This window comes from Paraburkholderia sp. C35 (genome assembly GCF_003121405.1).
Taxonomy (GTDB): domain Bacteria; phylum Pseudomonadota; class Gammaproteobacteria; order Burkholderiales; family Burkholderiaceae; genus Paraburkholderia.
This window is the reverse complement of the sequence record NZ_QBUY01000018.1, coordinates 43,198-68,721: the sequence shown is the minus strand read 5'-3', so window position 1 is coordinate 68,721 and position 25,524 is coordinate 43,198. Positions and strand designations below refer to the sequence as shown.

The 25,524-nt window shown below is 63.6% G+C and carries 23 protein-coding genes; 13 read left to right on the top strand and 10 right to left on the bottom strand.

The annotated features are described in order from the left end of the window. The first annotated feature begins 2 nt into the window (after positions 1–2). The 4 genes from DK391_RS14305 (at position 3) to cls (ending at position 4,306) form a co-directional block, all read left to right on the top strand. Positions 3–371, top strand: a complete 369-nt coding sequence (locus tag DK391_RS14305) for an ArsC family reductase (RefSeq protein WP_109478618.1) — start codon at positions 3–5, stop codon at positions 369–371. Positions 372–527: 156 nt separating this feature from the next. Then, entirely contained in the window at positions 528–1,667 is a 1,140-nt protein-coding gene (dapE, locus tag DK391_RS14300) for a succinyl-diaminopimelate desuccinylase (RefSeq protein ID WP_109478617.1), read from the top strand. A gap of 15 nt (positions 1,668–1,682) precedes the next feature. Then, positions 1,683–2,570 carry a 50S ribosomal protein L3 N(5)-glutamine methyltransferase gene (gene prmB / locus DK391_RS14295; RefSeq protein WP_109478616.1) on the top strand — a complete coding sequence of 296 codons (888 nt, stop codon included), beginning with the start codon at positions 1,683–1,685 and terminating at the stop codon, positions 2,568–2,570. 296 nt (positions 2,571–2,866) lie between these two features. Continuing rightward, positions 2,867–4,306, top strand: coding sequence for a cardiolipin synthase (gene cls, locus DK391_RS14285; RefSeq protein ID WP_109478614.1), 1,440 nt, complete (start codon positions 2,867–2,869; stop codon positions 4,304–4,306). A gap of 7 nt (positions 4,307–4,313) precedes the next feature. Here the strand turns inward: cls and DK391_RS14280 are convergent, their stop codons facing one another. After that, positions 4,314–4,805, bottom strand: coding sequence for a glutathione peroxidase (locus DK391_RS14280; RefSeq protein WP_109478613.1), 492 nt, complete (start codon positions 4,803–4,805; stop codon positions 4,314–4,316). Between the two features lie 125 nt (positions 4,806–4,930). Between DK391_RS14280 and DK391_RS14275 the strand changes: the two genes are divergently transcribed. After that, the gene (locus DK391_RS14275) at positions 4,931–6,868 is read left to right on the top strand and encodes an ATP-binding cassette domain-containing protein (protein ID WP_109478612.1); all 1,938 of its coding nucleotides are present in this window, start codon (positions 4,931–4,933) and stop codon (positions 6,866–6,868) included. 57 nt (positions 6,869–6,925) lie between these two features. Beyond that, positions 6,926–8,071 carry a CaiB/BaiF CoA-transferase family protein gene (locus DK391_RS14270; RefSeq protein ID WP_109478611.1) on the top strand — a complete coding sequence of 382 codons (1,146 nt, stop codon included), beginning with the start codon at positions 6,926–6,928 and terminating at the stop codon, positions 8,069–8,071. A gap of 13 nt (positions 8,072–8,084) precedes the next feature. Here DK391_RS14270 and DK391_RS14265 read toward each other — a convergent pair whose 3' ends face one another. The 3 genes from DK391_RS14265 to alr form a co-directional block, all read right to left on the bottom strand. Further along, positions 8,085–8,348 (bottom strand): DUF2866 domain-containing protein, encoded by a 264-nt coding sequence (locus DK391_RS14265; RefSeq protein ID WP_109478655.1) that lies wholly within the window; start codon positions 8,346–8,348, stop codon positions 8,085–8,087. 139 nt (positions 8,349–8,487) lie between these two features. Then, a complete protein-coding gene (gene radA / locus DK391_RS14260; RefSeq protein ID WP_109478610.1) occupies positions 8,488–9,864 on the bottom strand; it encodes a DNA repair protein RadA in 1,377 nt (458 codons plus the stop codon). Positions 9,865–9,899: 35 nt separating this feature from the next. Then, the gene (alr, locus tag DK391_RS14255; RefSeq protein ID WP_109478609.1) at positions 9,900–10,970 is read right to left on the bottom strand and encodes an alanine racemase; all 1,071 of its coding nucleotides are present in this window, start codon (positions 10,968–10,970) and stop codon (positions 9,900–9,902) included. Between the two features lie 219 nt (positions 10,971–11,189). Between alr and lplT the strand changes: the two genes are divergently transcribed. Together lplT and thiD are read left to right on the top strand one after the other, a co-directional pair. Further along, entirely contained in the window at positions 11,190–12,497 is a 1,308-nt protein-coding gene (gene lplT, locus DK391_RS14250; RefSeq protein WP_109478608.1) for a lysophospholipid transporter LplT, read from the top strand. A gap of 70 nt (positions 12,498–12,567) precedes the next feature. Continuing rightward, complete coding sequence (thiD, locus tag DK391_RS14245) at positions 12,568–13,374, top strand: bifunctional hydroxymethylpyrimidine kinase/phosphomethylpyrimidine kinase (protein ID WP_109478607.1); 807 nt, start codon at positions 12,568–12,570, stop codon at positions 13,372–13,374. 62 nt (positions 13,375–13,436) lie between these two features. Here thiD and DK391_RS14240 read toward each other — a convergent pair whose 3' ends face one another. From DK391_RS14240 to tsaB, 4 genes are read right to left on the bottom strand one after another with little or no spacing between them, the layout of a single operon-like run. Next, a complete protein-coding gene (locus tag DK391_RS14240; RefSeq protein WP_109478606.1) occupies positions 13,437–14,447 on the bottom strand; it encodes a DUF1853 family protein in 1,011 nt (336 codons plus the stop codon). Then, complete coding sequence (locus DK391_RS14235; protein ID WP_109478605.1) at positions 14,444–15,502, bottom strand: uracil-DNA glycosylase; 1,059 nt, start codon at positions 15,500–15,502, stop codon at positions 14,444–14,446. The genes DK391_RS14240 and DK391_RS14235 overlap by 4 nt, the downstream gene beginning before the upstream one ends. Continuing rightward, positions 15,489–15,983 (bottom strand): ribosomal protein S18-alanine N-acetyltransferase, encoded by a 495-nt coding sequence (rimI, locus tag DK391_RS14230; protein WP_109478604.1) that lies wholly within the window; start codon positions 15,981–15,983, stop codon positions 15,489–15,491. Before rimI ends, DK391_RS14235 begins: the two co-directional genes overlap by 14 nt. Further along, a complete protein-coding gene (gene tsaB / locus DK391_RS14225) occupies positions 15,980–16,759 on the bottom strand; it encodes a tRNA (adenosine(37)-N6)-threonylcarbamoyltransferase complex dimerization subunit type 1 TsaB (protein WP_109478603.1) in 780 nt (259 codons plus the stop codon). The genes rimI and tsaB overlap by 4 nt, the downstream gene beginning before the upstream one ends. A 170-nt stretch (positions 16,760–16,929) precedes the next feature. Here tsaB and DK391_RS14220 point away from each other — a divergent pair, with 170 nt between their 5' ends. The 3 genes from DK391_RS14220 to aceA all read left to right on the top strand — a co-directional run bounded on the left by DK391_RS14220 (position 16,930) and on the right by aceA (position 20,966). Then, a complete protein-coding gene (locus DK391_RS14220; RefSeq protein ID WP_109478602.1) occupies positions 16,930–17,199 on the top strand; it encodes an acyl-CoA-binding protein in 270 nt (89 codons plus the stop codon). 393 nt (positions 17,200–17,592) lie between these two features. Beyond that, positions 17,593–19,263, top strand: coding sequence for a DEAD/DEAH box helicase (locus tag DK391_RS14215; RefSeq protein ID WP_109478601.1), 1,671 nt, complete (start codon positions 17,593–17,595; stop codon positions 19,261–19,263). A gap of 395 nt (positions 19,264–19,658) precedes the next feature. Beyond that, on the top strand, positions 19,659–20,966 hold the full coding sequence (gene aceA / locus DK391_RS14205; protein WP_109478599.1) for an isocitrate lyase: 1,308 nt from the start codon (positions 19,659–19,661) through the stop codon (positions 20,964–20,966). A gap of 277 nt (positions 20,967–21,243) precedes the next feature. Here the strand turns inward: aceA and DK391_RS14200 are convergent, their stop codons facing one another. Together DK391_RS14200 and DK391_RS14195 are read right to left on the bottom strand one after the other, a co-directional pair. Then, entirely contained in the window at positions 21,244–21,678 is a 435-nt protein-coding gene (locus DK391_RS14200; RefSeq protein WP_012400765.1) for a universal stress protein, read from the bottom strand. Between the two features lie 230 nt (positions 21,679–21,908). Continuing rightward, a complete protein-coding gene (locus DK391_RS14195; RefSeq protein WP_109478654.1) occupies positions 21,909–22,811 on the bottom strand; it encodes a LysR family transcriptional regulator in 903 nt (300 codons plus the stop codon). A 151-nt stretch (positions 22,812–22,962) separates the two neighbouring features. Between DK391_RS14195 and DK391_RS14190 the strand changes: the two genes are divergently transcribed. Further along, positions 22,963–23,772: a haloacid dehalogenase type II gene (locus tag DK391_RS14190; protein ID WP_109478598.1), complete on the top strand. Its 810-nt coding sequence runs from the start codon at positions 22,963–22,965 to the stop codon at positions 23,770–23,772. A 77-nt stretch (positions 23,773–23,849) separates the two neighbouring features. Beyond that, entirely contained in the window at positions 23,850–25,442 is a 1,593-nt protein-coding gene (gene aceB / locus DK391_RS14185; protein ID WP_109478597.1) for a malate synthase A, read from the top strand. The last annotated feature ends 82 nt before the right edge of the window (positions 25,443–25,524 follow it).

Below are 25,524 nucleotides of genomic sequence, written 5' to 3'. Positions count from 1 at the left end.
TCGTGGCACGCGGCTCCCCTACGACCGTCGTCTACGGCATTCCGAATTGCGACAGCGTGAAGAAAGCACGCGTGTGGCTGGAAGAGCACGGCGTCGAGTTCGAGTTTCACGACTTCAAGAAAGCCGGCGTGAACGACAAGCTGATCCAGGACTGGCTCAAGGATGTGCCGCTCGATCAGCTGATCAACAAGCGCGGCACGACCTGGCGCGGCCTGTCGGACGTGCACAAGGCCGAAGCCGATACGACGGCCGGCGCGATCGCATTGATGATCCACAAGCCGTCGATCATCAAGCGACCCGTGATCGTCGTGAACGGCCGCGTGAAGACGCTGGGCTTTTCGGCGGACAACTACGCGTCGCTGTTCGCCTGAGTTTTTGCCTTTATTTGCCTTTAGCGAAACGTGCGCGGTCAACTCACAGCGCACGGTTTGCACAAGCTGTTGCCGGCCCACTCGGGCCGGCATTTTTTCACCCTGGTTTCAAGCGTGGACAAGCACCACGCCTGCTGGTTGGAAGGAACTGAATCGATGTCCGGCACCCTTGCCCTTACGGAAGCCCTGATCGCGCGCGCGTCTGTCACGCCCGACGATCAGAACTGCCAGCGCCTGCTGATCGAGCGCCTGGTCGCAATCGGCTTCGACTGCGAAACAATCGAATCGAATGGCGTGACGAACCTGTGGGCCGTCAAGCGCGGCACGGCAGGCAAGGACGGCAAGCTGCTCGCCTTCGCAGGCCATACCGACGTCGTGCCGACAGGCCCGCTCGAACAATGGCACTCCGCACCGTTCCAGCCGACCCATCGCGACGGCAAGCTGTATGGCCGTGGCGCCGCCGACATGAAGGCGTCGATTGCGGGCTTTGTCGTGGCGAGCGAAGAGTTCGTGGCCGCGCATCCGCAGCATCGCGGCACGCTGGCGCTGCTCATCACCAGCGACGAAGAAGGCCCGGCAACGGACGGCACCGTGAAAGTGGTCGAGGCGCTCCAGGCGCGCGGCGAGCGCATGGACTACTGCGTGGTCGGCGAGCCAACGTCGAGCGCGCAGTTCGGCGACATGGTGAAAAACGGCCGGCGCGGCTCGATGTCGGGCAAGCTGACCGTCAAAGGCGTGCAAGGCCATATCGCCTATCCGCATCTGGCGAAGAACCCGGTGCATCTGCTCGCGCCCGCGCTGACCGAACTGGTCGCCGAGCACTGGGATGCAGGCAACGAATACTTCCCGCCCACCACCTGGCAGGTGTCGAACCTGCACAGCGGCACGGGCGCGACCAACATCATCCCCGGTCACGCCGAAGTGATGTTCAACTTCCGCTTCTCGACGGCTAGCACGGTCGAAGGGTTGCAAAGCCGCGTGCACCAGATCCTCGACAAACACGGCCTCGAATACGATCTGAAGTGGTCCGTGAGCGGCCTGCCCTTTCTCACGCCGCGCGGCGAGCTGGCGGATGCGCTGGAGAAGGCGATCCACGCCGAAACCGGCCTCACGACGGAACTGTCGACGACGGGTGGCACCTCCGATGGCCGCTTCATCGCGCGCATCTGCAAGCAGGTGATCGAGTTCGGCCCGTTGAATGCGAGCATTCACAAGATCGACGAACATATCGAAGTTGCACATATCGAGCCGCTCAAGAACGTCTACCGACGTGTGCTCGAACAACTGATCGCCTGACGGAGGGCCCAGACCATGACTCATCCGTTTTCCACGGTGCGCGACGTGCTGCGCTATGCAGTGTCGCAATTCAACCAGGCCGGTCTCGCCTTTGGCCACGGCTCGTCGAACGCTTATGACGAAGCCGCTTATCTCGTGCTGCACACGCTGCATCTGCCTATCGACCTGCTGGAGCCGTTTCTCGACGCACGCCTCACGAACGAGGAAATCGAGTCCGTGCTGAAAGTGATCGAGCGGCGCGCGAAGGACCGTGTGCCTGCCGCCTACATCACGCAGGAAGCGTGGATGCACGGCTATCGCTTCCATGTCGATGAGCGCGTGATCGTGCCGCGTTCGTTCATCGGCGAATTGCTGCAGGACGGCTTGCAGCCGTATGTCGAAGATCCCGAACAGGTGGGCGCGGTGCTCGAACTGTGCACCGGCTCCGGCTGCCTGGCGATCCTGGCAGCCCATGCGTTCCCGAACGCCGACATCGACGCTGTCGATCTCTCGGCAGCCGCACTCGAAGTCGCGGCGCGCAACGTTCACGATTACGAACTCGACGACCGCGTTGCCCTGTTCGAAGGGGATCTGTACGCGCCGCTGGCCGAGCGCCGCTACGACGTGATCATCACGAATCCGCCGTACGTGAACGCGGAGTCGATGAAAGTGCTGCCCGCCGAGTACAAGCACGAGCCGGACATGGCGCTTGCAGGTGGCGCGGACGGCAGGGATATCGTGCGCCGCATCATCGCCGAAGCACGCAACTGGATGACGGACGAAGGCGTGCTGGTGGTCGAGATCGGCAACGAGCGCGCGAACGTCGAAGCGGCATTCGGCGGCCTCGATCTGGTGTGGATGTCCACCAGTGCCGGCGACGATAACGTATTCCTGATCCAGGCGAGCGATCTGCCCGTCAGTTGATACACATCAACGGCTGAGCGGCTGACTGCTGCACCGCCTGATAGTCGTCCTCGCGACGCACGCCGCCCCACTGGGCGCCGTGCGTCGTGTGCATTTGGGGATATGCATCTGGCACGCGCACGCCCTTCTTCGCACAAAAAGCCCCTCCCAGCCTATCGACGGGCCGACCGCGGAGCGAGCGCTTTCGGTAATATGAGCGCGACCGCGCTGCTACAACCCGGCACTCGCGACCGATCCCGGCACGAGCCGTCACGTAGTCAACCACGCGCAGCGCGACGGTCATCGCTCGCACGCCTATGCAATTCGATCTGCTTCACATCGGCACGCTCGTGTTTCTCGCCCATGCCCTGGGCGTGATCGCGGCCTGCCATGCCATCCTGCACACCCGCACATCGCAAGGCGCGATCGCGTGGGCGGTGTCGCTCGTCGCGATGCCTTACCTCACACTCGTGCCGTATCTGTTTCTCGGGCGCAGCAAGTTCGCCGGGTATGCGGACGCACGCCGCCTCGAAAACGAAACGCTGCGCACGCGCGCGCACCCGCCGGAATGGGATACGGAGGCGTCGTCGCAAGGCCGCCCGACGGAAGCGCTCGGTCATCAACTGGTGCGCTCGCTGACACGGCTGTCGGGCATGCCGTTCCTGCCTGGCAACCATGTGCGCACGCTGGTGAACGGCGAAGCGAGCTTCGCGGCCATTCTCGATGCGATCGAAAACGCCAGGCACTATGTGGTCGTGCAGTTCTTCATCGTGCGCGCCGACGCGCTCGGCGAAATGCTCAAGGACGCCCTGCTCGCGAAAGCCGCCGGAGGCGTGCGCGTGTATGTGCTGTACGACAGCATCGGCAGCTTCGATCTGCCGCACCGCTATGTCGCGTCGCTACTCGCGGGCGGCGTGCAGATGCATCCGTTCGCGACCAACCGCAAGTTCGTCAACCGCTTCCAGCTCAACTTCCGCAATCACCGCAAGATCGTCGTGGTGGATGGCGAGCGGGCGTTCGTCGGCGGACATACCGTCGGCGTCGAATATCTGGGCGGCAAGCCGCCGCTCTCGCCGTGGCGCGACACGCATATCGAAGTGCGCGGCCCCGCTGTGGCCAGCATCCAGTTCGTGTTCACGGAAGACTGGTACTGGGCCACGCAGGATCTGCCGCACTTCGATTCGCCGCCGCCCGCCAGTCCCAGCGAGGGCATGCACTGCCTCGTCGTGCCGACGGGCCCCGCCGACAAGCAGGAAACCTGCTCGCTGTTCTTCGTCGAAGCGATCAACGCAGCGCGTGAGCGCGTCTGGATCACCACGCCCTATCTCGTGCCCGACGAAGCGGTGTTCGCGGCTTTGCGACTGGCGGCGCTGCGAGGCGTCGACGTGCGCATCCTGATCCCGAGCCGGCGCGATCACCGCGTGGTGTTCGAGGCGTCGAAGCTCTACGCGTACGACTCGATCCGCGCGGGCGTGCGCGTGTTCCGTTACCGTCCGGGTTTTCTGCACCAGAAGGTGGTGCTGATCGACGATGTCGCGGCAGCCATTGGCAGCGCGAACCTCGACAACCGTTCGTTCCGCCTGAACTTCGAAATCATGGTGCTGACCGTGGACCACGGTTTCGCGGCGGAAGTCGAAGCAATGCTGCTGCGCGACTTCGCCGAAGCCTATGAAATCGACCGCGGCGAGTATCGCAACGCGCCGGCGCTGCGGCGCGTGCTGATGCATGTCGCGCGACTGTTCGCGCCGATTCTTTGACGCGCGCTTACAGCAGCGCCTCGATATCGTCCGTGATCGTTTCGGGCTTGGTGGTGGGCGCGTAACGCTTGACGACCTTGCCGTTGCGATCCACGAGGAACTTGGTGAAGTTCCACTTGATGGCTTCGATGCCGAGCACGCCGGGCGCCTCGTCCTTCAGGTACTTGAACAGCGGGTGCGCGTCCGAACCGTTTACGTCGATCTTGTCGAACATCTGGAACGTGACGCCATAGTTCTTTTCGCAGAATGCGCCGATCTGCGCGGCGTCGCCCGGCTCCTGCTTGCCGAACTGGTTGCACGGAAAGCCGAGCACCTCCAGCCCGCGCGCCGCGTACTGCTCGTGCAGCTTCTGCAAGCCCGTATATTGCGGCGTGAAGCCGCATTCGCTCGCCGTGTTGACGATCAGCATCACCTTGCCGTCGTAACGTTCGAGACCGACCGGCTCGCCGCCCAGTGTGCGCGCCGAAAAGGAATAAATCGAAGACTTGTCTGCTGTCATGTGTCGCCCTCCAGAATTATGGTTAGTTTAAATTTTCCAACGCCGCGCGCCACCTGGCCGACCGGCCAATGCCCGAGCCAGCCCGCGCAGTCTAAAATAGCGTTTTTCTTCAAGCCGGCCCTGCTGTGATCCGCTTCAACCAGTTCAGTCTCGCGCGCGGCACCAAGCCGCTCTTCGAACAGACCACCTTCACGCTCAACCCCGGCGAGAAGGCCGGCCTCGTGGGCGCCAACGGCGCGGGCAAATCCACCCTGTTCTCCGTGCTGCTCGGCGAACTGCATGCCGACGGCGGCGACGTCTCGATGCCACCGTCGTGGCAGATCGCGCACGTCGCACAGGAAACGCCTGCCGTCGACAAAACCGCACTCGAATACACGCTCGACGGCGATGCCGCCCTGCGCGCGATCGAAGCGCGCATCGCGGCAGCGTCCGCCGCGCACGATGGCGCGGCCGAAGCCGAAGCGCACGCTGCCGTCGCCGATGCCGACGGCTACACGGCACCCGCACGCGCCGAAGCGCTGCTGCTCGGTCTCGGCTTCACGCTCGACCAGACCCGCGCGAGCGTCGGCAGTTTTTCGGGCGGCTGGCGCATGCGCCTGAATCTCGCGCAAGCGCTGATGTGCCGCTCCGACCTGCTGCTGCTCGACGAACCGACCAATCACCTGGATCTCGACGCTATCGTCTGGCTCGAAGACTGGTTGCATCGCTATCCGGGCACGCTCGTCGTGATCTCGCACGACCGCGAATTTCTCGATTCGGTGTGCAATGTTACGCTGCATCTCGAGAACCAGCAGATCAAGCGATACGGCGGCAACTACTCGCAGTTCGAAGTGCTGCGCGCGCAACAACTGGCGCTGCAACAGAGCGCGTACGAGAAGCAGCGCAAGACCATCGAGCATCTGCAAAGCTTCGTCGACCGCTTCAAGGCGCAGGCCACCAAGGCACGCCAGGCGCAAAGCCGCATGAAAGCGCTCGAAAAGATGGAGCTGATTGCGCCCGCACATATCGCGTCGCCGTTCACGTTCGAATTCCGCACGCCCGACTCCGCGCCGAATCCGATGATGGTGATGGAAGACGTGCGCTGCGGCTATCACGCGGAAGACGGCAGCGAGATTCCCATTGTCGAGCGCGTGGCGCTGTCGATCCAGAATGGCCAGCGCATCGGTCTGCTCGGCGCGAACGGCCAGGGCAAGTCGACGCTGATCAAGACGCTCGCGGGCACGCTAGAAGCGCTCGGCGGTCATGTGCGCCAGGGCAAGGGCTTGCAGCTCGGCTATTTCGCGCAGCATCAGCTGGAGACGCTGCGGCCCGACGCTTCGCCGCTGCTCCACCTCGCGCGCCTCGCACCGGATACACGCGAACAGGAACTGCGCGCCTTCCTCGGCAGCTTCAACTTCTCCGGCGACATGGCGACGGCTGCGATTGCGCCCTTCTCCGGCGGCGAAAAGGCGCGGCTCGCACTCGCGCTGATCATCTGGCAGAAGCCGAATCTGCTGCTGCTCGACGCACCGACCACCCACCTGGATCTGGAGACGCGTCACGCGCTGACCATGGCGCTTGCGCAGTTCGAAGGCACGCTGATCCTCGTGTCGCACGACCGTCATTTGCTGCGTGCCACGACAGCCCAGTTTATGCTCGTCGCGAAGCACAAGCTGCAGCCGTTCGACGGCGATCTCGACGACTATCGCGACTGGCTGCTGCAACACGCTGCTGAACAGCGCGCGGCGCTGAAAGCGGATGCGTCGGCTGCGAATGCGAATGGCGCGGACGCATCGGTGAATCGCAAGGAACAGCGCCGGCTGGAAGCGGAAACGCGCCAGAAGCTCTCGCATCTGAAAAAGCCGTTGCAGAACCGCATCGCGAAGATCGAAAAGGAAATGGACGCGCTGAACGCGGAAAAGGCTACGCTCGATGCATTCGTCGCCGATCCCGCCAGCTATGCCGCCGAGCAGAAAACGAAGCTGACGGAAGCGATCCGCCGTCAGGCAGATGTCACCGCACGACTCGAACCGCTCGAAGCCGACTGGCTCGAGGCGCACGAGGAACTCGAACAAATCGGCTAACGGCCCCTTCGCCGCCGCGAAGGTACGCACAGGGAATCGAGGCCGCGCCAGCAATCGATGGAGGGCTGCGCATTGTCGTCTACTGCCGCACTGAAGGGCTTGCGTGTGCTCGACCTGACGCGCCTGTTGCCCGGCCCCGTTGCGACGCTGAGGCTCGCGGAAATGGGCGCCGACGTGTTGAAGATCGAAGCACCGGGCGCCGGCGACGCCACGCGCACGATGATGCAAAGCAGCGCCGACCGCGTGGCGGGACGGCCCGGCGCGTTCTACCGGCTGGTCAATCGCGGCAAGCGCGAAACGCGGCTCGATCTGAAATCGGAAGGTGGACGCACCGTGCTGATGGCGCTCGCGCACGAGGCGGACGTGCTGATCGAGAGTTTCCGGCCCGGCGTGATGGACAGGCTCGGCGTCGGCTACGACGAGCTGCGGGTGATCAATCCGAAGCTGGTCTACTGCGCGATTTCCGGCTATGGCGCGGACAGCCCTTTCGCTCAGCTAGCGGGGCATGATCTGAACTACATCGGCTACGCGGGTGTGCTCGATCAGCTTGCTGCGCGCGACGGCACGCCGATCTTGCCGAACTTCCAGATCGCGGATCTGCTTGGCGGTGCGCTGTCCGCCGTCAATCAGATTCTTGCTGCACTGTGGGCCGTAGCGCGCGGCGGCGATGGGCGCTTCGTGGATGTGTCGATGGCGCATTGCACCTATGCGAACAACGTCGTCGCGCAGGTCGCGCTCGCCAATGACGGTACGGCGCCTGTCGCGGGCAGCGGCCTGCTGAACGGCGGCGTGCCCTGCTACAACCTGTATCGCACGCTCGACGGGCGATGGCTCGCCGTCGGCGCGCTCGAACTCAAATTCTGGGAAACGCTGTGCATGGCGCTCGAACGTCCCGACTGGGCGACGCGCCACTGGAGTCTCGGTCAGGCGATTGCCGGGCCGGACGCCGTGCAGCTGATCAAGGATATGGCGGCGCTGATCGCCACGCGTTCGATCGACGAATGGGGCATGCTGCTCGTCCCGCTGGATTGCTGTGTGTCGCCCGTGCTGACGCCGGCTGAAGCAGCCCAGCATCCGCTTTTCAATCTGGCCGTGCGCGTGGCACTGATGGCCGAACAGGCAGAACAGGCGCAGCAGGCACAACAGACGCAACAGGCAAGCCACGGGAAAGCCGATCAGTCGCGCCAGACGGGCAACCGATAACCGGAAACTCGTTTTAGCGTCGCGGCAAGGTCTGCCGTGGCTCGCGTTCGTCGTCGATCAGGCGATGCTTGCGGGCTTCCTTATGATGCCGGATGGTGGCCCGCACTTCGTCGGCCGTCACGTTTTCTGCCACGACACGCCGCGAAATCTGGCCGGTCGTGTCGATCCATTCGACGATCCGGCACCCGCCGCCCCACGGCCCATGTATGGGCGCCGATACCCGGCAGCCGCGCAGGTTCGCGAGAAACTCGCCCGAGGATTCATGAGACTGTTTCAAGACGTCTTCCTTTTCCACTCGTGACATTCCATTTCACGAGGATAGGAAAAACGAAAGTCGCCTGGGTTACAGACGGCGCTCAGAAATTTACAGCGGATTACGCCAGAAAGCCGACGCAATCCGCCTGATTCCACAGCCGCTATTCGAGCGTTCGGATACGGTCGATGGCCTGCTCGAGACGGTCGACTGCGATGACCTGCAAACCGTCGATAGGCTGCTTCGGCGCGTTCGCCTTAGGAATCAGCGCAACCGAGAACCCCAGCTTCGCGGCTTCCTTCAGACGTTCCTGGCCACGCGGCGACGGCCGGATTTCACCCGCCAGCCCCACTTCGCCGAATACGATCAGGCCCTTCGGCAGCGCCTTGTTACGCATCGACGAATGAATGGCGAGCAGCACGGCGAGATCGGCGGCCGGCTCGGTGATCTTGACGCCGCCCACTGCGTTCAGGAACACGTCCTGATCGAAGCATGCAATGCCCGCGTGCTTGTGCAGCACGGCGAGCAACATTGCCAGCCGGTTCTGTTCGAGGCCGACGGCGAGACGTCGCGGGTTCGGCACGTTCGCGGCATCGACGAGCGCCTGCACTTCGACCAGCAGCGGCCGCGTGCCTTCCTGCGTGACCAGCACGCACGAACCCGGCACGATCTGTTCATGTTGCGACAGAAACAGCGCCGACGGATTGGCGACGCCGCGCAAACCGCGCTCCGTCATCGCGAATACGCCCAGTTCGTTGACCGCGCCGAAGCGGTTCTTGAACGCGCGCACGAGGCGGAACGACGAGTGCGTGTCGCCTTCGAAATACAGCACGGTATCGACGATGTGTTCGAGCACGCGCGGACCGGCCAGCGCGCCCTCTTTCGTCACGTGACCGACCATGATGATGGCCGTGCCCGACTGCTTGGCGACGCGTGTGAGTTGCGCGGCGCATTCACGCACCTGCGCAACGGAACCCGGCGCGGACGTCAGCGCTTCCGAATAGATGGTCTGGATCGAGTCGATCACGGCAACGTCGGGCTTTTCTTCCGCGATGGTTGCCTGGATTTTCTCCAGCTGGATTTCGGCGAGCAGTTGCAGATCCGTGGCGTGAGAACCCGGCTCCAGCAGCGACAACCGTTGCGCGCGCAACGCAATCTGCGCCGCCGATTCCTCGCCGCTCACATAAAGCGCGCGCCGCTCGCTGGCGATTTCCGCGAGCGACTGCAGCAGCAGCGTCGATTTGCCGATGCCGGGATCGCCACCGATCAGCACCACGCCGCCCGGCACCAGCCCGCCGCCCAGCACGCGATCGAACTCACCGACGCCCGTCGAAAAGCGCGGCACGTCCGATGCCTGGATTTCGGCCAGCCGCTGCACCGGCTGACTCTTGGCGAGCGCCTGGAAACGGTGCGCGGAAGGTGACTCCGCAACCGATTCGACCAGCGTATTCCACGCATGGCACGCCGGGCACTGACCCTGCCACTTCGGCGATTGCCCGCCGCATTCCGTGCAGCTGTACAACGTTTTCTGTTTAGCCAACTTGTTCCGTCACGCGTCGATGTTGTTGGTCTGGATCACTCGGCGCGCACGGGCACGCGCGGCGCGACGGCGCACATCAGCTCGTAGCCGATCGTGCCGCATGACTGCGCGACGTCGTCGATGGGAAGCTGCGCGCCCCACAGTTCGACGCGCGAACCGATGTTGGCCTGCGGACACGGTGTGAGATCGACAGTGATCATGTCCATCGATACGCGCCCGACAATGCGCGTGCGAATGCCGTCGACGATCACGGGCGTGCCTTCCGGCGCCACGCGCGGATAGCCGTCCGCGTAACCACACGCGACCACGCCGATACGCATGCCCGCGCGGGCCGTGAAGGTCGAGCCGTAGCCGATCGTGCCGCCTTCCGTGAGCGTCTGCACGGCGATCAGTTCGGATGCGAGCGTCATGGCGGGCTGCAGGCCCGTGTCCTTGATCGCCGAACTCACGCCCGACGGCGACGCGCCGTACAGCATCACGCCCGGGCGCACCCAGTCGAAATGCGCCTCCGGGCACCACAGCGTTGCGGCCGAGTTGGCGAGGCTGCGCGCGCCCGCAATGCCCTGCGCGCCGCGCTCGAACGCTTCCATCTGATAGGCGATGCCGCGCTCGCTGTCGGCATCCGAGAAATGGGTCATCAACGTGATCTGGCCGACGCCCTGGCAAGCCCGCGCGCGTTCCCACGCGGCGCGGAATTTTTCCGGCGTGTAACCGAGCCGGTTCATGCCGCTGTTCATTTTCAGCTGGATATTGACGGGTTTGGACAGACGCGCCATTTCCAGCATGCGCAATTGCTCGTCCGTATGCAGCGCCGTCGTCAGGCTATAGCGGTCGATAACGTCGATATCGGTGGGGCGGAAAAAGCCCTCGAGCAACAAAATCGGCCCCGCCCAGCCCAATTCACGCAACTTCACGGCTTCTTCGAGGTCGAGCAAACCAAAGCCGTCGGTGGCGCGCAAGCCGGGGAACGCCCGCGCGAGTCCGTGACCGTAGGCGTTGGCCTTCACGACAGCCCAAATCTTGGACTTCGGCGCGTAGCGGCGGGCAACGGCGAGATTATTGGCGAGAGCGGCGGTATGAATCGTGGCTGAGACTGGGCGCGGCATGGGATATTTTCGTAAAGACATTGTCGAATCAGTAGCTTACAGTGCGTTTGCAACGCGCCGAAGGCAACTGCCACAATGCGATCAAGGATTCTGCTAGTCGGGATTCGGCTATTTTCGTGATATAAAGCCGTGCGCACAACCCATTTCGAACGGAATAAGCCCGGACGCACATCTCACGGCCGGGGCGGACAGACCGCAGCGAGGAAAGCATCGCATCAGATGAAAAAAGGTTTTTACACCATCATGGCCGCGCAGTTTTTTTCCTCGCTGGCCGACAATGCGCTTCTGATCGCTGCTATTGCACTGCTGAAAGATCTTCACGCCCCAACCTGGATGACGCCGCTGCTCAAGCTGGTCTTTGTGCTGTCGTACGTCGTTCTTGCCGCCTTCGTCGGCGCCTTCGCGGATTCCCGCCCGAAGGGCCGCGTGATGTTCGTGACCAATACCATCAAGGTGGTCGGCTGTCTGACCATGCTGTTCGGCGCCCATCCGCTGCTGGCGTACGGCATCGTCGGTTTCGGGGCAGCCGCCTATTCGCCTGCCAAATACGGCATTCTTACCGAGCTGCTGCCGCCTGATCGCCTCGTCGCCGCAAATGGATGGATCGAAGGTACGACCGTCGGCTCGATCATTCTCGGCACCGTGCTCGGCGGCGCACTCATCAGTCCGCATATTGCATCGCACGTCATCAAGCACACGCCGCCCGCGATCCATACGCCGGCGGAAGCCGCGATGCTCATCATCATCCTGATCTATATCGTCGCCGCGCTTTTCAATCTGCGCATTCCCGACACGGGCGCCCGCTATCCGCGGCAGGCGCATGGCCCGATCAAACTCATTACCGATTTCGCCGACTGTTTCCTCGTGCTGTGGCGCGACAAGCTCGGCCAGATTTCGCTCGCCGTCACCACGCTGTTCTGGGGCGCAGGCGCGACGCTGCAGTTCATCGTGCTGAAATGGGCGGAAGTGTCGCTCGGCATGTCGTTGTCGGAAGGCGCGATTTTGCAGGCCGTGGTAGCAGTGGGCGTCGCGGCGGGCGCGATGATCGCCGCCGCGCGCATCCCGCTGAAGAAGTCACTCTCGGTGCTGCCCGTCGGCATCATCATGGGCATCGCCGTGATGCTGATGGCGTTCTATACGAAAAGTCGGTTTCCGGCGCACTGGGGCTTCAACTTCGGCCGGATGCATGTGCCCGGCTATCTGATCTTCGCTTATATTTTCCTGATGATAGTCGGCGCGCTGTCGGGCTTCTTCGTCGTGCCGATGAACGCGCTACTCCAGCATCGCGGGCACGTATTGCTGTCGGCGGGTCACTCGATCGCCGTGCAGAACTTCAACGAAAATCTCTCCGTGCTGGTGATGCTCTGCCTGTACGCCGTGCTCGTGTGGCTCGACGTACCCGTTGCCATCGTGATCGTGCTGTTCGGCACCTTCGTGTGCGTGATGATGTGGCTCGTGATGCGCCGTCACCAGGCAAACCAGCGCGCATTCGATTCCGTCTCGCTGATCGGCGAAGCGCGGCACTGACGCCCGCGCTGCACCAACCTCATTGGGCGCGCGCAGCGCCCTTTGCTTTTCAGGCTCTCCAGGTTTTCACATGACCCGACCGATTCCCAACGTCCTGACGATCGCCGGTTCCGATTCCGGCGGCGGCGCCGGCATTCAGGCCGATCTCAAGGCCTTTTCGGCGCTCGGCGCGTACGGCGCAAGCGTGATCACAGCGCTGACCGCGCAGAACACGCGCGGCGTGACGGCCATCCATACGCCCGACCCTGGCTTTGTCACGGCGCAACTGGACGCGGTATTCGATGACATCCGCATCGATGCCGTGAAGATCGGCATGCTGGCCAATGCGGGCATCGTGCGTGCCGTCGCCGATGCATTACGCCGCCATCAGCCGAAGCATGTGGTGCTCGATACCGTGATGATCTCGAAGAGCAATCACGCGCTGCTCGCGCCCGAAGCCGTCGATGCCGTGCGCGACGAACTGCTGCCGCTAGCCGATCTGCTGACGCCGAATCTGCCGGAAGCGGCTGCGCTGCTCGGCACGTCGAGCGCCAACGACGAAGCGGAGATGGTCGATCAGGGCGAAGCGCTGCGCAAGCTGGGCGCGCGCGCCGTGCTGATGAAAGGCGGCCATCTCGCCGCCGCCGACAGCCCCGACTGGCTGATCCAGGACAGCGGCACGATGCGCCTCGCCGCGCCGCGCGTGCCCGTGAAGAACACGCACGGCACGGGCTGCTCGCTGTCGTCGGCGATTGCGGCGCTGATTCCTCAACGCGACGACCTCGCCAGCGCAGTCGCCGATGCGAAGGTCTGGTTGACGGGCGCGCTCGAACAGAGCGGACGGCTCGATGTCGGTCATGGCGTCGGGCCGGTGCATCACTTTCATCGCTGGTGGTAAGCGGGCGCGCGCATCTTGCTGAGATCAAGCGCACGATCCATTGAGATTCCGCGGAAGCCTGCTCAGCTGGCTATCTCAGGCCGCTTCGACGCAGGGTGGTGCGGTATCGCCCGCGCATAGGCGTGCGCCCGCTCGGGCCAGTCGTCCGGAACGATGAAGCCGCGTGAGCGCTCCTTCCACCGCCCATCCTGCTGCTCGACAAATGCAGCCACCATCGTCGGCCCCGTCTGCTGTGCAACTTGCTGCGCCAGTTCATCTGCAGACACGAAACCTGGCGCAGGTTGCGCATCGCGCAGACGTGGCGCAAGCCATTCGAGCCTCGGCAGCAGCATCCATGCATCGGCGTGCCGGCTCGCAAACGACGGCCACTCGGTGTGCGTCGCCCACCAGCCGCGTGCGTGCGAAGGATCGATTTCAGCGGGATCGCGCTCCGCGAGACCGTTACGGTAGAACAGCCAGCCCTTGACGAACATCTGCGCCTCCCACGGACCGCGATGTCCCAGCGACGCAAACTCTTCGCGCGCGCTCAGCGGCAGCTGATGATCGAGCAAATGGGTGAGCTTCAGATCGAAGCGATCCTGCAAATTAGGCCCGACATAATCGGCCAGTGCGCCGCGGCCATCGCCCGCGTGCAGATAGCATTTGACGGCCAGTTCCCAATGCAGCCGCCTGCCCGTCTTCGTCTCCACCAGAAAGTCGCATTCGCCGAGCGTGATGCCCGCGCGCCGCAGCGGCACGTTCGCCGCGATCAGCCGCGCCGCCGGGCCTTCTTTCAGGAACCACGCGAGCAGACACTCGGCATAACGTCCGAGACGCGTTACGCGCGCCGCCGAAATATGACGATGCAAGTTGGCGGGGGCCGCATCCTGTGCTTCGAGCCAACCTATGGCGGCGGCTGCTTCAGCGGGAGATTCGAACGGCGTCGCCAGCACGCCGGGCGGCCGTTGCGGGCGCAACAGATCGGGACTGAAGAGCAGCCATGCGATATCGCGTACGGCTGTATCGGCAAGCGCATCCAGCCGGGCTGCTAACGGCGCCTCGAGTGAAGCGGTCGGCCCGGCGTCTTCGCTCATTTCGCCGCGTCCTCGATCTGTCCTTGCTGTCCTTGCGCGGCGGCGTTGCGCCAGGTGTCGCGCGCGAGGCACAGATCCTGCCAGGATTTCGCCTTGTCGCCGAGGCTGCGCAGCAGATACGCCGGATGGTACGTGACGATCACAGGCACGCCTTCGTACTCGTGAACGCGGCCTCGCAGCGACGAAATGCTCGCCTCCGTCTTCAACAGGCTTTGTGCGGCAAAGCGTCCGAGCGCGACGATCAGCTTCGGCTTCACCAGCGCGACCTGACGCTGCAGATACGGCTCGCAGCGCGCGACTTCATCCGGTTCAGGATTGCGATTGCCCGGCGGCCGGCACTTGATCACGTTCGCGATATACACGTTCGTGTCGCGCGCCAGTTCGAGCGAATGCAGCATGTTGTCGAGCAGTTTGCCGGCCTGACCGACGAATGGCTCGCCCTGCTTGTCCTCGTTTTCGCCGGGCGCTTCGACCATCAGCATCCAGTCGGCCTCGCGGTCGCCGACGCCGAACACCGTGTTCGTGCGGCGCTCGCACAGGCGGCAGCGTTCGCATGCCGAGACGCGGGCTTCGAGTGCCGTCCAGTCGAGTGTGTCGATGCCGGGCTGCGCGGGGCGATCGGCTTTCGCTTCGCTATCCAGCACATGCGAGAGAGGCTCGGCGGGGAGATCGTCGAACCAGGCGAAGTCGTCGTCGCTGGCGGGCGGCGGTGCGATGGGTGTTTCAGGCGCTTGCGCCTTTCGTGGCGACGGCGCCGTTTCTCCGGCCTTCGCCTCGGCGCGCGCGACAACCTGTTCGGTCTTCGTTTCGCCTGCATCGCGCGCAAGCGCGGACTGCGGCGCGGCTTCCGTTACCAGGCCAGTGGTCTCAGCCCTCAGCCGTTCGCGGCTGCCTTCAACCGAGGCGAAGGCCGCAGGCGGCGCCTCGTCCGGGTTCGCAGCAGCGGCATCGACGTCAATCACCTGCGACTCGCGAGCAACCTCTTGCGCCTGCCCGCGACGCACCCACATCGGCGCGAGGCCCAGCTCTTCCAGCGCGGATTCATGCAGCGCCATCTGCGCCCTCCTTGACGAAACTGAAACGCATGACGATGGCGTCCTCCCGGCTGCGATGCCGCGCCGGATAATAGTTCTTGCGACGGCCAATCGACGCAAAGCCAAAGCGCTCATACAGCTTGATCGCGCGATGGTTCGACGGCCGCACTTCGAGCAGCATGCCCGCGAGCTTCTCGGCATGCGCGATGCGCACGGCTTCGCGCAACAGCGCGAGCCCCGCGCCCGCATGCTGCGCAGCGGGCGCGACACACAGATTCAGCAGATGCATTTCATCGACGACGGGCATCAGCACGCAATAGCCGATCAGCGTGCCCGTCACATGCCGCAGGCACACGCCGAAGTAGCCGTTGCGCAGCGAGTCTTCGAAATTGCCCCGGCTCCACGGAAACTCGTAGGCGAGCTTTTCGACGACGGCGACCTCATCGAGATCTCCCTCCGTCATTGGCGACATATAGCGGTCCGCCAGCAGCACGCCACTCATCGCGCGCCCTCACCTTGCGCGGCCCTCGCGGCCATGCGCTCTTCCGTGGTCTGCGCGACCTTGTCGCGGATATAGACGGGTGCAGCCTGGTCGGCGGGCAGCGTGCGGCCGGCGCGGAACGCGCGCAGCGCGGCAAAGGCCACGGGCAGCGCATGCGGTACGGCTTCGTGATCGACGCTGCGGGCTACCGTCGCTGCTTTCAGGCGCTCGCCAAACGCGGCGGCTGCGTTGCCCGCGAGCGTGAACGGCTCGTCCGGCAAGGCCAGCGCATCCGGCGCACCCAGCGACGCGGCGTGAACCGTCCGCCATTCGCCTTCGCTGTCGTCCCAGGCGAAGTCTGCCCAGTAGACCTCGTCCATGCGTGCATCGAGCGCGGCCAGCACACGTGTCGTCGAGGGATCGCGCAGCCGTACGCTCTCGGCGCAGGCGAGCAAGGTGCCGATCGGCACGACCGGGCAATTCAGCCCGAAGGCCAGGCCCTGAGTGACACCCGTCGCCGTGCGCAAGCCCGTGAACGATCCGGGACCGGCGCCGAATGCAATCGCGTCGCAATCGGCAAGCGCGAGGCCTGCTTCGTCGAACAGTTCGCGGATCGCGGGAAGAAGACGCGTGCTGGAAACAGCGCCCGTCGCTTCGTGGCGCGCCCAGACGCGCGGTGAGTGAGCAGGCGTCGCCGCGTGGGCCGGCGATGCAGCATCGGCGGATTCGGCGGACAGCAGCGCGACCGAGCAATATTCGGTCGAAGTATCGAGGGCAAGCAGCACGGTTTTCGTCATGACCGCTATTGTAATGCGGCGCCCTGCGTCGACGGATGCGAACAAAACCCGACTCGCATGCCGGCGCGCGGCCCGGCGTTTGGAAGAATCGCTCCAGTCTGGCAGGGCTGCGCGTCACATATCGCTTGTTATGATCGACGCCCTATCTCGAATAAAGCATGGAGGAACGGATGAGCGACGTGGACGGTCTCTTCGCCAAGGCACAGGAAGACGTGAAACAACTGCCGGAGCGTCCGGGCAACCTGACCCTGCTGCGCCTGTACGCGCTCTTCAAGCAGGCCACGGACGGCGACGCGCACGGCGACAAGCCCGGCTTCACCGATATCGTCGGCAAGTACAAGTACGATGCGTGGGCCGCGCTGCAAGGCACCTCGCAGGATACGGCCCGCCAGCAGTATGTCGAACTGGTCGAATCGCTGAAGAACGGCACGGCGGCCTGATCAGAAAACGCGTTGGCGAGGTATCGTTTTCATCACACGAATCAGCCGTCCTCATTCGGAAAGTTCTTAACGGTGGCGCGGTGCAGCAAAAATCGATATAATGCTGGCTGCGTTTCACCGCTCAGGCGGAAAAAGCGCCTCGTAGCGTTTTGCTCCAATCCAGTTTAGAACCTGTCCCCTCCTGCAAGGCCCCACGGGCCGTCAAGTCCAGGCTGGCGGCAAGCCACTTCCGGCCTGTCGCATTCGATACAGCTTCTAACGAGAAACTCGCCTTCATTGTCGCGAGTTGCCCCCGTTTTTCGATTTGCTCGCTGCTGTTTTGCTCGCTGAATCCGACGACTTGGGTATGCCGATTGGCGCCGACGTTCTATTTCCCATGTTTCAAGGAGTCACATGACTTCGAGCAATACTTCCAGCCCGCTGAACGCCATCGCCGATCAGGCTCTCGGTCTCGACACGCCGGAAACGGCCGTCAAGGCCGATGAACCTCAGGGCCCGACGTTCGCTGAGCTGGGTCTGTCGGCGGAAATCGTCTCCGCGCTGACGGCTGCCGGCTACAAGTCGCCGACCCCCGTGCAGCAGCGCGCGATTCCCGCGGGCATCGCGGGCCGCGATCTGCTGGTGTCCAGCCCGACGGGTTCGGGCAAGACAGCAGCGTTCATGCTGCCCGCCATCGAGCGCTTCGCCCAGCTGCAAAAGACGCAAGCCGCCCAGCCGCGCGAGCCGCGTGACAGCAACACCGGTGGCCGCGGCCGCCGTCCGATGCCCGTCGCACGTCCCGGCCTTCTCGTTCTGACGCCGACCCGCGAACTCGCGATGCAGGTGACGACGGCCGCTTCCACGTACGGCAAGCACCTCAAGCGCCTGCGCACCGTCAGCAATCTCGGCGGCGTCGCAGACGGCCAGCAATTGATGCTGCTGGCGAAGAACCCCGAAATTCTGGTCGCTACGCCGGGCCGTCTGCTCGACCACCTGGAGCGCGGCCGCATCGACCTGTCGCAACTGCAGATGCTCGTGCTCGACGAAGCCGACCGCATGCTGGACATGGGCTTCATCGACGACATCGAACCGATCGTCGCCGCGACGCCCGCCACGCGCCAGACCATGCTGTTCTCGGCCACGCTCGACGGCAAGATCGGCTCGCTGACGGGTCGCCTGCTGAAGGATCCGGAGCGTATCGAGATCCAGCAACGCATCGAACAGCGCACGAACATCGCGCAGACGGTGCACTACGTCGACGACCGCGATCACAAGGATCGTCTGCTCGACCATCTGCTGCGTGCCGACGGCCTCGACCAGGCCATCGTCTTCACGGCAACCAAGAGCGACGCCGACATGCTGGCCGGCCGTCTTGCCGACGCAGGCTTCGAATCGGCTGCGCTGCACGGCGATCTGCCGCAAGGCGCGCGTAACCGCACGATCCGTGCGCTGCGCGAGCGCCGTGTGCGCGTGCTGGTGGCCACCGACGTCGCGGCGCGCGGCATCGACATCCCCGGCATCACGCACGTGTTCAACTACGATCTGCCGAAGTTCGCCGAAGACTACGTGCACCGTATCGGCCGTACGGGCCGCGCGGGCCGTTCGGGCATCGCCGTGAGCCTCGTGCATCACGCCGAGCAAGGCGCGCTCAAGCGTATCGAACGCTTCGTGCGTTCGCCGCTGCCCGTCAACGTGGTGGAAGGCTTCGAGCCGCGTAAGGCACCGCCGGCAAACGGCCGTGGCGGCTTCGGTGGCCGTGGCCGTCCGGGTGGCGGCAATGGCGGTGGCCGACGCTTCGGCAGCGGCGGCGGCAAGCCGGGCTACGGTGGGTCGCGTGACGGCCACGGCGGCGGCTATGGCTCGCGTGACGGCAATCGTGGCGGCTACGGCGCGCGCGAAGGCGGCAACAGCGAAGGCCGCAGCTGGGGCAACAAGCCCGCTGGTGGCAACCGTGAAGGCGGCTACGGCGGCGGTAACCGTGAAGGCGGTTACCGTGGCGGCAATCGCGAAGGCGGTTACTCGCGCGACGGCGGCTACGGCGCACGTCGCAACGATGGCCCGCGCAACACGCGCCGCGGCGACTAAGCTGACTATGAAGGGTGCTTCGGCACCCGCCTCGCCCAGGTCCTGACCTGCGGCGAATCCTGAAAACCGGCACTCGATGCCGGTTTTTTTTCGCTCCAAGCCAAATTTCACGATACGAAAAAATTTTTTGCGTCGTAAAAAGTCGTGTTGCGTGGCACAAGATACGCTATTGCAACATGGAAAATTTCATTTCTTATTGCGAAATTCAATCAGTAACTGATTGAATTTAAAACAATAAAAATCAACGAAAATGCCTTTGTCGCGTCTGGCCCGGCCAAAGCCTTTTGCCTAGACTCTTATATAAGACTTCGCGAAACAGAGCGCCTCCCGGCACCTCGCTTCGACGCAGTCACGAGTCCGACGAACCTGACTTCAAGGCAAAAAAGGAGCACACCATGACGCGCAACGAACAGGCAAAGCAGCTTCAACAACAATGGGAATCGGATAGCCGCTGGAACGGCATCAAGCGCGGCTTCTCGGCAGAAGACGTGGTGCGTCTGCGCGGCTCGGTGCAACCTGAGCACACGCTCGCTCGCCGCGGCGCCGAAAAGCTGTGGGCCGACATGCACCAGCAGCCGTTCGTCAACGCGCTCGGCGCACTGACGGGCAACCAGGCCATGCAGCAGGTCAAGGCCGGACTCAAGGCCATCTATCTGTCGGGCTGGCAGGTGGCAGGCGACGCCAACGTGGCGGGTGAAATGTATCCTGACCAGTCGCTGTACCCGGCCAACTCGGTGCCGCTCGTCGTGAAGCGCATCAACAACACGCTGACGCGCGCTGACCAGATCCAGTGGTCGGAAGGCAAGAATCCCGGCGACGAAGGCTACATCGACTATTTCGCACCGATCGTCGCGGACGCCGAAGCCGGTTTCGGTGGCGTGCTGAACGCATTCGAACTGATGAAGGCGATGATCGAAGCGGGCGCTGCAGGCGTGCACTTCGAGGATCAGCTGGCATCCGTGAAAAAGTGCGGCCACATGGGCGGCAAGGTGCTCGTGCCGACGCGCGAGAACGTCGCCAAGCTGACGGCTGCGCGTCTGGCCGCCGACGTGCTGGGCGTGCCGACCGTGCTGATCGCCCGCACCGATGCCGAAGCTGCCGATCTGATCACGTCAGATGTCGATGACAACGACAAGCCGTTCCTGACGGGCGAACGCACGGTGGAAGGTTTCTACCGCACCAAGCCGGGCCTCGAGCAAGCCGTGTCGCGCGGTCTCGCGTATGCGCCGTACGCCGATCTGATCTGGTGCGAAACGGGCAAGCCGGATCTCGAATACGCGAAAAAATTCGCCGAGGCGATCCACAAGGAATTCCCGGGCAAGATGCTGTCGTACAACTGCTCGCCGTCGTTCAACTGGAAGAAGAACCTCGACGACGCAACCATCGCGAAGTTCCAGAAGGAACTCGGCGCGATGGGCTACAAGTTCCAGTTCATCACGCTCGCGGGCTTCCATGCGCTGAACTACTCGATGTTCAACCTCGCGCACGGCTACGCTCGCCAGCAGATGAGCGCATTCGTCGAACTGCAGCAGGCCGAATTCGCTGCCGCCGAAAAGGGTTTCACCGCCGTCAAGCATCAGCGCGAAGTGGGCACCGGTTACTTCGACGCCGTCACGCAGACGGTCGAGCGCGAAGCGTCGACGACGGCCCTGCATGGTTCGACCGAAGACGAACAGTTCTTCGATAACAAGAAGGTCGCCTGAAGCGTCTGACGTCATCCGACGTCGACGGATTCAGCGATCAGACGATATGCGCCTTTTTCTCGCAGCAACGTGAAGAACGGCCCCGCAGAGGGCCGGTTTCAAATCATGTCGGAGAGGAGGATCGGGCGTTTCTCGCACGCCCGCTTCCGGTGAGACGAACCTGAGAGTGACACGATCAGGACAGCCCTGACGGGCTGCTATCCGCGAGAACCCACGCGCCAGCGCTCGCCGCTGGCGCGCGGCTTTCTGCAGTACTCCGGCCCGGATTCGGGGTACCTCATCGATACACGATCACCGGAATTTTCGTATGCGTGAGCACGCGCTGCGTCTCGCTGCCGATCAGCAGACTGCCCAGTCCGCGTCGCCCATGCGAGGCCATGAAGATGACGTCGCAGCCGCCCTGCTCGGCCGCTTCGATGATGCCCAGATATGGCGACGGGTGCACGCTCGTCTGACTCGTGCATTCGACACCCGCACCGCGCGCGGCCTCTTCCACTTCCTGCAGATGCTGACGCGCTTCGCGCTCGCTGCGGTCCTGGAAATCCACGGGCGGCTCGATCACGACTTCGGAAAATGGCGAGTACGGATACTGAGGCAGACAGGCATACGCCGTCACGCGCGCGCCGACGGCCTGGGCAAGATCGATTGCGCCGTCGATCGCTTTCTTCGACAGGTCCGAACCATCCGTCGGAACGAGGATGTGCTTGAACATGGTGCCCTCCGTCGTCGACTGCAGGTGTGGAATGCTCGCGCCTGCCGCTCGCCGCTTCGTGCCTTGGGGAGCAGGGAGGCGGACAACCGCCTGCGCCGCAGCGGTCAGCGGGGAGATGGACCGCGCGGCGGGCTGTCAAAACGATTGTAGTGCGTCGAAAAGTCGCGCAAGCAGCGCGTGCGGGCATGTCCGCATATCGGAAACCCGTGCGCACGGCACGTTCGGCTCGCTTATCCCCAATAGCCGGGGCTGCCGTAGGTATGCTTGAGAAAATCCAGAAACAGTCTCACACGCAACGGCAAATGCCGACGCTGCGGAAACACCGCGTGAATGCCGATGGGCGGCGCGGCGAAGTCGTCGAGTACGCTCACCAGCCGTCCTGCCGCGATGTCCGTGCCGACTTCCCACCAGGAGCGCCACGCGAGTCCATAGCCTTCCATGCACCACTCGTGGAGCACTGCGCCATCTGAACACTCCATCGTGCCCGAGACCTTGATGGTGACGACCTTGTCGCCTTGCTGGAACACCCAGCCGCGCTGCTGGTTCGCACTCGCGCCGAGCGCAAGGCAGTTGTGATGCGCGAGATCGGCAAGCGTCTGCGGCGCGGCGCGGTGCGCGAGGTACTTGGGCGAAGCGACGCACACGCGTTTGTTCTCACCTAATCTCAACGAAACCAGCGACGAATCAGGTAATTCGCCGAGTCGTATCGCGCAATCGAATCCTTCGTTGACGAGATCGACCATGCGATCGGAAAGATCGAGAGAAATCGATACGTCCGGATGGGCGACGGTGAACGCGGGCACCAATGGCGCGACATGCCTGCGCCCGAAACCGGCGGGCGCGGACAGACGCAAATGGCCGCTCGCCTTCACGCCACCCGCCGACACGCTCGCCTCGGCGTTCTGCATGTCGTGAATGACGCGCTGACAGTCTTCGAGAAACGCCGAGCCTTCGTACGTCAGCGTGATGCGGCGCGTGGTGCGCACCAGCAGCTTGACGCCCAGCCGTTCTTCGAGCGCGTCGATGCGACGGCCGATGATCGCCGGCGCGACGCCCTCGGCCTGCGCCGCCGCCGACAGGCTGCCGCGTGCCGCGACAGTGACGAAAGTCTCGATCTGCTTGAAGCGATCCATCTGCGGATGTTGCGCGCTGTGATCGCGCACGAATAGTCAGTCGCGTCAGATTAGGGTGATGAAAGTAAAAGATCAAGTGATCTTTAGACTCTTTTTTAGCACAAGGCGTCACGAATAAAATCGATTCCGACCTCTGAAGGAGCGCAAGGCAATGTCGGCCACAACGACACTCTTCCCTAAAGCAGTGATTTTCGATGCATACGGCACGCTGTTCGACGTGCATTCCGTCGTCGCTGCCGCGGAGCAGATGTTTCCGGGCCACGGCGATGCGCTTTCGCAGTTGTGGCGGCAAAAACAGATCGAATACACGCAGCTGCGCACGGCCTCGGATCCTGGCGGCGCGCGCTATCAGCCGTTCTGGAACATCACGCTCGACGCGCTGCGGTTCTCCGCGCGCAAGCTCGGCCTCACATTGAACGCGGCCGGCGAAAAACGCCTGATGGACGAATACGCGTGCCTGTCGGCATTCCCCGAGGTGCTGCCCGCGTTGCGGCAGATTCGCGCCATGCGCGCGGCAACGGGCGGCGAAGCCGTCGAATCCACTGGCCTTGCGATCCTGTCGAACGGCAATCCGCAGATGCTCGATATCGCCGTGAAAAGCGCGGGCATGTCGGGACTGTTCGACCACGTGCTGTCGGTGGATGCCGTGCGCGCCTTCAAACCGGCGCCCGCGACCTACGCGCTCGGCACGGCGGCATTCGGCGCGGCGGCACGCGAGATCGTGTTCGTGTCGTCGAACGGCTGGGACGCGAGCGGCGCGAACTGGTTCGGCTACACCGTGTTCTGGCTGAACCGCCAGAACGCGCCCGCCGAGGAACTGGGTGTCACGCCGCATGGCACCGGCACGAGCATGAGTGATTTGTTGTCGTTTATCGAAGACCCGTCGTCGTTCTCGAAAGCAGGCAAACGGGACAAATCCCGTGAGAAAAACCGCCGCCCGCGCCACAGCCCTGGCGCATGACGGCACGCAATCCAGGCACACGACGCATAGCAACTGCATCACACGCATTTTTGAAACTGACCGACCAAGGAGAAATCATGGCGAACACGTTATCGCTCCCGCAGGGCATGGCAATCACGGGCGAGATCCAGCCCGGCTTCGAAGCGATCCTGACGCCGCAAGCCCTCGAACTCGTCGCGGCCCTGCACCGGACCTTCGAGCCGCGCCGCCAGCAACTGCTGAAGGCACGCGTCGAACGCGTGAAGCGTCTGGACGCGGGCGAACGGCCTGACTTCCTCGCCGAAACGAAAAGCATCCGTGACGGCGACTGGACGATTGCGCCGCTGCCGCAGGATCTGCAGCGCCGCCGTGTCGAAATCACAGGCCCCGTCGATCGCAAGATGATCATCAACGCGCTGAATTCCGGCGCGGATTCGTACATGACCGACTTCGAGGATTCGAATGCGCCGAGCTGGGCTAACCAGATCACCGGCCATATCAATCTGAAGGAAGCCGTGCGGCGCACGATTTCGCTCGAGCAGAACGGCAAGTCATACAAGCTGAACGACAAGATCGCGACGCTGATCGTGCGTCCGCGTGGCTGGCATCTCGATGAGAAGCACGTGACGGTGGATGGCCAGCGCGTGTCCGGCGGCATCTTCGATTTCGCGCTCTTCCTGCATCACAACGCAAAAGAGCAACTGGCGCGCGGCACGGCGCCCTACTTCTATCTGCCGAAGATGGAAAGCCATCTCGAAGCGCGTCTGTGGAACGACATCTTCGTCGCCGCGCAGGAAGCCGTCGGCGTGCCGCGCGGCACGATTCGCGCAACGGTCTTGATCGAAACGATCCTGGCCGCGTTCGAAATGGATGAGATCCTGTACGAACTGCGCGAACATAGCTCGGGCCTGAACGCGGGTCGTTGGGACTACATCTTCTCAGCGATCAAGAAGTTCAAGAACGACAAGGACTTCTGCCTCGCCGACCGTTCGCAGATCACGATGACGGTGCCGTTCATGCGCGCCTACGCGCTGCAATTGCTGAAGACCTGCCATCGACGCAATGCGCCTGCTATCGGCGGCATGGCCGCGCTGATTCCGATCAAGAGCGACGCCGCCGCGAACGACAAGGCGATGGCCGGTGTGCGCTCGGACAAGGCGCGCGATGCCACCGACGGCTACGACGGCGGCTGGGTCGCGCACCCCGGACTCGTGCCCATCGCGATGGAAGAGTTCGTGAAGGTGCTCGGCGACAAGCCGAACCAGATCGGCAAGCAGCGCGACGACGTGCAGGTGACGGGCAAGGATCTGCTCGACTTCCGCCCGGAAGCGCCCATCACGGAAGCCGGCTTGCGCAACAACATCAACGTCGGCATCCACTATCTCGGCTCGTGGCTCGCGGGCAATGGATGCGTGCCGATTCACAACCTGATGGAAGATGCCGCGACGGCTGAAATCTCGCGCTCGCAAGTGTGGCAGTGGCTCCGCTCGCCGAAGGGCAAGCTCGACGACGGCCGCAAGGGGACGGCCGAACTCGTGCGTGATCTGAGCGCCCAGGAACTCGACAACGTGAAGACTTCGATCACGGGCGATACGCAACCGTATGATCGCGCCGCTCACATCTTCATCGACATGTCGACTTCGGAAAACTTCACCGAGTTTCTGACGCTGCCGCTTTACGAAGAACTCTGAGCAACACGCTTGCTCGACGGTTGACCGACCGGGATGGCCTGGCGGGCGTCATGCCTGCTGGGCCATTTTTTTATCTGCTGCA

Excerpts from the sequence above, each read along its gene's own strand:
- dapE (WP_109478617.1), top strand. The coding sequence starts at position 528 with ATGTCCGGCACCCTTGCCCTTACGGAAGCCCTGATCGCGCGCGCGTCT.
- prmB (WP_109478616.1), top strand. The coding sequence starts at position 1,683 with ATGACTCATCCGTTTTCCACGGTGCGCGACGTGCTGCGCTATGCAGTG.
- cls (WP_109478614.1), top strand. The coding sequence starts at position 2,867 with ATGCAATTCGATCTGCTTCACATCGGCACGCTCGTGTTTCTCGCCCAT.
- DK391_RS14280 (WP_109478613.1), bottom strand. The coding sequence starts at position 4,805 with ATGACAGCAGACAAGTCTTCGATTTATTCCTTTTCGGCGCGCACACTG.
- DK391_RS14270 (WP_109478611.1), top strand. The coding sequence starts at position 6,926 with ATGGAGGGCTGCGCATTGTCGTCTACTGCCGCACTGAAGGGCTTGCGT.
- alr (WP_109478609.1), bottom strand. The coding sequence starts at position 10,970 with ATGCCGCGCCCAGTCTCAGCCACGATTCATACCGCCGCTCTCGCCAAT.
- lplT (WP_109478608.1), top strand. The coding sequence starts at position 11,190 with ATGAAAAAAGGTTTTTACACCATCATGGCCGCGCAGTTTTTTTCCTCG.
- thiD (WP_109478607.1), top strand. The coding sequence starts at position 12,568 with ATGACCCGACCGATTCCCAACGTCCTGACGATCGCCGGTTCCGATTCC.
- DK391_RS14240 (WP_109478606.1), bottom strand. The coding sequence starts at position 14,447 with ATGAGCGAAGACGCCGGGCCGACCGCTTCACTCGAGGCGCCGTTAGCA.
- DK391_RS14235 (WP_109478605.1), bottom strand. The coding sequence starts at position 15,502 with ATGGCGCTGCATGAATCCGCGCTGGAAGAGCTGGGCCTCGCGCCGATG.
- rimI (WP_109478604.1), bottom strand. The coding sequence starts at position 15,983 with ATGAGTGGCGTGCTGCTGGCGGACCGCTATATGTCGCCAATGACGGAG.
- tsaB (WP_109478603.1), bottom strand. The coding sequence starts at position 16,759 with ATGACGAAAACCGTGCTGCTTGCCCTCGATACTTCGACCGAATATTGC.
- DK391_RS14220 (WP_109478602.1), top strand. The coding sequence starts at position 16,930 with ATGAGCGACGTGGACGGTCTCTTCGCCAAGGCACAGGAAGACGTGAAA.
- DK391_RS14215 (WP_109478601.1), top strand. The coding sequence starts at position 17,593 with ATGACTTCGAGCAATACTTCCAGCCCGCTGAACGCCATCGCCGATCAG.
- aceA (WP_109478599.1), top strand. The coding sequence starts at position 19,659 with ATGACGCGCAACGAACAGGCAAAGCAGCTTCAACAACAATGGGAATCG.
- DK391_RS14200 (WP_012400765.1), bottom strand. The coding sequence starts at position 21,678 with ATGTTCAAGCACATCCTCGTTCCGACGGATGGTTCGGACCTGTCGAAG.
- DK391_RS14195 (WP_109478654.1), bottom strand. The coding sequence starts at position 22,811 with ATGGATCGCTTCAAGCAGATCGAGACTTTCGTCACTGTCGCGGCACGC.
- DK391_RS14190 (WP_109478598.1), top strand. The coding sequence starts at position 22,963 with ATGTCGGCCACAACGACACTCTTCCCTAAAGCAGTGATTTTCGATGCA.
- aceB (WP_109478597.1), top strand. The coding sequence starts at position 23,850 with ATGGCGAACACGTTATCGCTCCCGCAGGGCATGGCAATCACGGGCGAG.